Genomic DNA, 5,265 nt, shown 5'->3' with positions numbered 1-5,265 from the left:
CCCCCTGAGCAGGGGGCGCGCCGTGCGGCGTACTGCTGTGCGGAGTTGCCTGGTGAGGCCGCAAGCGGTCCGGGCGGGCCCGAACAGACCCTCTCAGCAGGCCTCTTGGGCGACCGGCGGCTCGGCCGTGCGCCGTGCGGGCAGCGGCAGCCGCCCCTCCGCCAGAGCCAGCGCCGCGATGACCACCGCGCCGCCCACCGGCACGTTCCAGGTGACGGACTCGCCGAGGGCCGCAGCGCCGACGACCACGGAGAACACCGGGACCAGGTAGTTGACGCCGGAGGCCGTGGTCGGTCCCGCGTCCGCGATGAGCCGGTTCATCAGGACGAAGGCGATACCGGTGGACGCGCCGCCGAGGACCAGGAGGGACAGCAGCGGGCCGGCCGTCAGCTCGCCCGGCAGGTCCCAGCCGATGCTGAAGGTGGTGATGAGCCCGGTGATGATCATCGCGGAGGTGAGCTGCGCGGCGGTCACGGCGAGCGCCGGGATCTTGTACGGGGAGATGAACCGGCGGAGGTACACGAAGCTGATCGCGTAACTGACCGCCGCCCCGACACAGGCGAGTTGGCCGCCGATGGACCCGAATCCGTCGGTCCGCCACGGTCCGACCACGACGATCAGCCCGACGAAGCCGATCACGAGACCGGTCACCTTGCGGGCCGTGGGCTTCTCCGTGCGGATGGCCGCGGCGGCGAGACCCAGGGTGACCAGCGGTGTGGCGCCCTGGATGACACCGGCGATGGTCGCGGTGGTGTGCTGCTCGCCGACGGCGAAGAGGGTGAACGGCACGACGTTGCCGAACACCGACGCGACGGCGATGTGGCCCCAGACCGCGCGGTCGGGGAAGGAGCCCTTGGTCACGGCGAGGATCAGCCCGACCACGAGGGCGCCCACGAGCAGCCGTCCGAAGGCGAGTTGAAGGGGGGCGAAGGCGTCCAGCGACACCTTGATGAAGGCGAAGCTGCACCCCCACAGGGCGGCGAGCAGGCCGAAGCGGGCCCAGTTGACGGGATGCATGTGATGACTCCTGAGGGTTGTCGAACGGACGGGGGAACGCGTAAGTACGGGTGCCGGCAGTGCGCGTGACGGCGGTGCGCGTGCAGGCGGTGCGCGTGACGGTCAGGGCTCGTCGATCTCGAACTGGTCGTACTTCTCCATGAGCGCGACCATCTCGGCCCGCGACGGGGTGTTCCCGTCGGCCAGCAGCTCGGCCAGACCGGTGAAGTAGGCCTCGCGGTTCTCCGCCGGCGTGAAGATGATCAGCATCTCCGCCGGTGCGTCGCTGTCGTTGCGGAAGCCGTGCACCGCGTGCTCCGGCACGTGCAGGAAGTCGCCGGCGTGGGCCTTGTGCCAGCCCGTGCCGTCGTGGACGGTGACCTCTCCGGAGATGACATAGAACGACTCGGAGATCCGGGTGTGATAGTGCGGGGCCGCTCCGGCGGCGCCCGGCAGCATGTGGTGGTGGAAGAGGCCGAGGCGGCCGTCGGTGGTCTCGGCGAGCGCGATGTACCGGGTGGTGGTGGTCTCCCCGATACGGACCTTGACGGCGTCGCCGAACCTCTTGAGGGTCGAGACCAGCAGCGTCATGACGGGTCCTCCCACATGCTCAGGTAGCGCTCGCCGGTGTCCGGCAGGACGGTGACGACGGTCTTGTCCCGGTACTCGGGGCGGGCGGCCACCGACTGCGCGGCGTGCACGGCCGCACCGGAGGAGACCCCGACGAACAGCCCCTGCCCGGCGGCGAGCCGGCGCGCGGTGTGCAGCGCGTCGGCGTCGCTGACGGCGATCACCTCGTCGATCAGGGAGACGTCGGTCGTCGGGGCGATGAAACCGCCGTTGAGCCCGGGGATGCGGTGCCGTCCGGCCTGTCCGCCCGACAGCAGCGGGGACCCCTGCGGCTCGACCGCGACGATCCGTACCCCGGAGTCGTGCTCCCGCAGATGACGGGCGATCCCGGTGAGGGTCCCGCCGGTGCCCACCGCGCAGACGAGGGTGTCGACGCGGCGGCCGGTCGCCGTGAGCGCGGCGGTGATCTCGGGGCCGGTGGTGGCGTAGTGGGCCTCGACGTTGTCGGCGTTCTCGTGCTGGCAGGGGAACCAGGAGCCCGGGGTGAACGCGTGGATCTCCTCGGCCTTCTCGATCGCTCCCGGGTAGCCGCGGTCGGCGGGGGTCTGGACGACCTCGGCGCCCAGCGCGGCCAGCAGCCGCACCCGCTCGGTCGTCGCGTTGTCGGGCAGCACGATGACGCAGCGGTACCCGCGGGCCGCGGCCAGGGCGGCGAGCGAGATCCCGGTGTTCCCCGAGGTGGCCTCGACGATCGTGCCGCCGGGCGCCAGATCGCCGCGCGCCTCGGCGGCCCTGAGCATGTACAGGGCCGCCCGGTCCTTGCTGCTGGACATCGGGTTGGCGGCCTCCAGCTTGGCCAGTATCTCGGCGCCGGCCGCCAGGCCTTCGAGCCTGAGCCGGACCAGCGGGGTGGCGCCCACCAGGTCGTCGATGCCGTCGGCGACGGCGGGCCGGACCAAGGACGGTCGGGAGGTGTGCGGTGCGAGGGTGCGCATGGTGTGATTCCTTGTCAGATCTGGGCCTGCGGGCGGAAGGGGCGGGAACACCGGTCTGCGGGCGGGGGAGACCGGAGGGAGGCGGACCGGTGGCGCGCAAGGCGGACGAGCGGAAGCCGGGGGACTCGGAGGCGGGAAATCCAGGGGCGGGAGGTCGGGGGGGGGGAGTTCGGGCCTCGCGGGAGCGGCTACCAGGAACCGGCCGAGGCGATGCTCGCGATGGTGTCCTCGGCCGGGCGGCCCGGCGTGCGCCCGGAGGCGGTGGCGGCCAGCATCCGCACGCCCTGCGGCACGTCCTTGTTGACCAGGGCCTGCGCGCCGATGATCGCGTCGTCGCCGACGGTCACCGGGCCGAGCACGGTGGCGTTGGTGCCGAGGATGACGTTGCGGCCCACGACCGGATGCCGGCGGTCACCCTGCGGCCTGTTGTTGTCGCTCCACCAGCCGACCGCGCCGAGCGTCACCTGGTGGTAGATCGTCACGTCGTCGCCGATCGTGCACGTCTCGCCGATGACCACCGCCGCTCCGTGGTCGATGAACACCCGGCGGCCCAGGACCGCGCCGGGGTGGATCTCGACCGCGGTCAGCCGGCGCGCCCAGCGGGCCAGCAGACGTGCCGTCATCCGGTGTCCGCGCGTGTGCAGCCGGTGGGCTACCCGGTGCGTCCACAGGGCGGTCAGCGCGGGGTGCAGTGCGGCTTCGAGACGGCCGCGGACGGAGGGGTCGCGCTCGACGACGACGCGCAGGTCCTCCCGCATCACCCGCGCCAGCCGCAGCGGACCGGTACCGGGGAGGGACGGAGGGGTGGCCGTCGGCCCGGCGGACCGGGTGCCGGCCGCGTCGGTCCGCCGGAAGGGCAGGACAGAGGCGGGCTCCTTGTCAGTGGGCTCCTTGTCGGTGGCGCTCATGAAGGCTCCAGTCGGTGAGGAAGGGGCGGCCGTGGACGGGTCCGGGACGGTGTGCGGGGGCACGGGCCGCTCCCGGTGAGGAGGGGGGGAGCCCGACGGCCGCGGCTGTGGTCGAGGTCCCGGGAAGACCGTGCCCCAGCCCGTTCCCGCTCTCTTCCCGCCCCGTTCCCCCCGCCCACCGGTGCGCGGGAGCGGCTCGGCGGCCCGGCCGGGAACGTACGGGGAGGGATCCGGGAACGGGCGGCGGGACACTCCCGTCGAGCGCCACTCCGCGCGGAACCGCGCGGGCACGACCGGAACAGTCGGTCCGGCGCCCTCACGCATCAAGGAAGCATCCACACATGTACGAACCATCAGCCGACCGGCCATCAGTTGCCCGGCCGTCAGTTGTCCGGGGCACCCGGGACAAGGGCGAGTGCGACAGCCGCCGGATCCCGCCCGCCGTCGAGGAGACGAGGAGCCAGCCATGAGCGCGACGGCCGACCGCTACCGAGAGCCTCACCCCCCGGACAGTGCTCCGCAGCGCCTGCTGCTGCTCTGTCCTTCGTCCCGCCTCGTCCGCGAGGCCGTCGCGGCGGGTTTCGCCGTACGGGTGCTCGCGGACGCCTCCCTCACCCCGGATACCCAGGAGTCCCTGGCGTCCCAGACGTCGCAGGAACCTCGAAAGTCCCCGGACGAAGGCGTTCCCCCCGGGATACCGGTGGAGCTCGTCGACCTCACGGACGAGACCGCGCTGAGCGAGGCGATCGACACCTCGGTCCGTGTCCACGGGACGCAACGGCTGCTGGCCTTCGCCGGCACGGCCGCCCTTCCCGCGGTCGCGAAGACCGCGGCCCGGCTGGGCGTGACCCCCAACCCCGTCGACGCGGCCCGCCTGCTGGGCGAGCCCGCGGAGATGAGGGCCCTGCTCAACGGCAGCAGGCACTCGTACGTCCCCGCCGCACAGGCCCGTACCGCCCAGGAACTGCCCGCCGCGGTCGAGGAGATCGGCGCGCCCGTCACCGTACGCACGCTGCCGCCCGCCACGCGGACCGCGTCCTGTCCCAGCGGATCGGCGGGTGAGCGTTCCTATCTCGTGGAGCAGTATCTGGAGGGTCCGGAGTACGGCGTCGTGACGCTCACCGTCGACGGCATGCACCGGGTCGTCGGCGTCGTGGCACTGCACGGTGCCTGGCATCCGAGCAGTCATCTCTTCCCGGCGCCCCTGGGGGAACGGGACGAGGCGGAGGCCCGCGCCATCGCGACCGAGCTGCTCGATCTCGCCGGGTACGAGTTCGGTTACGCCTACACCGTGGTCGTCCTGACGGCCGACGGCCCACGCGTGGTGCGGTCCCGGGCCGACTACCCGGACGAGCCGCTCGCCTCGCTGATCGAGCTCGCGACGGGCTTCTGCGCCGAAGCGGAACTCGTCCAGGCGCTGGCCGGGAAACCCGTGAACGTGCCGACGGCCGACCGGTACGCCGCCGTCGCGTCCTACCGGCTGCCCGTGGGGCGGCTGCTGTCGGTGTCGGGCCTCGAATCGATCTCCGAGCTGCCCGGCGTGCACCGGGTCCACTTCCCGTACGCCTCCGGGGACGACATCCCCGGCCACCGCGGCGGCGCGGACGGCTATGTGCTGCTGAGCGCCAAGTCCACGCAGGAGGCCGCGGAGACGGTCACCGAGGCGGGCCGGCTGCTGCGCGCGGAGGTGAGCCGGCGCCCCGACCACCTCTGAGGTCCGGTACGCCGCTGTCGTACACCCCCTCGCACACCCCTGCCGTACGCCTCTGTCGTACGCCGCCCGCACGGCCTTGAGC

5 protein-coding genes are annotated in these 5,265 nt (G+C 72.8%); 1 reads left to right on the top strand and 4 read right to left on the bottom strand.

Annotated elements, in window-relative coordinates; translation table 11 throughout:
• Window positions 1-93: 93 nt before the first annotated feature.
• The 4 genes from ACFWGJ_RS41585 to epsC all read right to left on the bottom strand — a co-directional run bounded on the left by ACFWGJ_RS41585 (window position 94) and on the right by epsC (window position 3,331).
• A complete protein-coding gene (locus tag ACFWGJ_RS41585; RefSeq protein ID WP_387334155.1) occupies window positions 94-1,017 on the bottom strand; it encodes a DMT family transporter in 924 nt (307 codons plus the stop codon).
• 102 nt (window positions 1,018-1,119) lie between these two features.
• Window positions 1,120-1,587: a cupin domain-containing protein gene (locus tag ACFWGJ_RS41580; RefSeq protein ID WP_210890866.1), complete on the bottom strand. Its 468-nt coding sequence runs from the start codon at window positions 1,585-1,587 to the stop codon at window positions 1,120-1,122.
• Window positions 1,584-2,561 (bottom strand): PLP-dependent cysteine synthase family protein, encoded by a 978-nt coding sequence (locus ACFWGJ_RS41575; RefSeq protein ID WP_387334154.1) that lies wholly within the window; start codon window positions 2,559-2,561, stop codon window positions 1,584-1,586. Before ACFWGJ_RS41575 ends, ACFWGJ_RS41580 begins: the two co-directional genes overlap by 4 nt.
• A gap of 188 nt (window positions 2,562-2,749) precedes the next feature.
• Complete coding sequence (epsC, locus tag ACFWGJ_RS41570; protein ID WP_387334156.1) at window positions 2,750-3,331, bottom strand: serine O-acetyltransferase EpsC; 582 nt, start codon at window positions 3,329-3,331, stop codon at window positions 2,750-2,752.
• Window positions 3,332-3,935: 604 nt separating this feature from the next.
• Between epsC and ACFWGJ_RS41565 the strand changes: the two genes are divergently transcribed.
• The gene (locus ACFWGJ_RS41565; RefSeq protein WP_387334153.1) at window positions 3,936-5,183 is read left to right on the top strand and encodes a hypothetical protein; all 1,248 of its coding nucleotides are present in this window, start codon (window positions 3,936-3,938) and stop codon (window positions 5,181-5,183) included.
• Window positions 5,184-5,265 lie beyond the last annotated feature (82 nt).

Origin of the sequence: Streptomyces sp. NPDC060205 (assembly GCF_042728395.1) — a bacterium.
In the GTDB taxonomy this organism is placed as follows: Bacteria; Actinomycetota; Actinomycetes; order Streptomycetales; family Streptomycetaceae; genus Streptomyces.
Note: the sequence above shows the minus strand (reverse complement) of the source record. Positions and strands in the feature narration are given on the sequence as shown.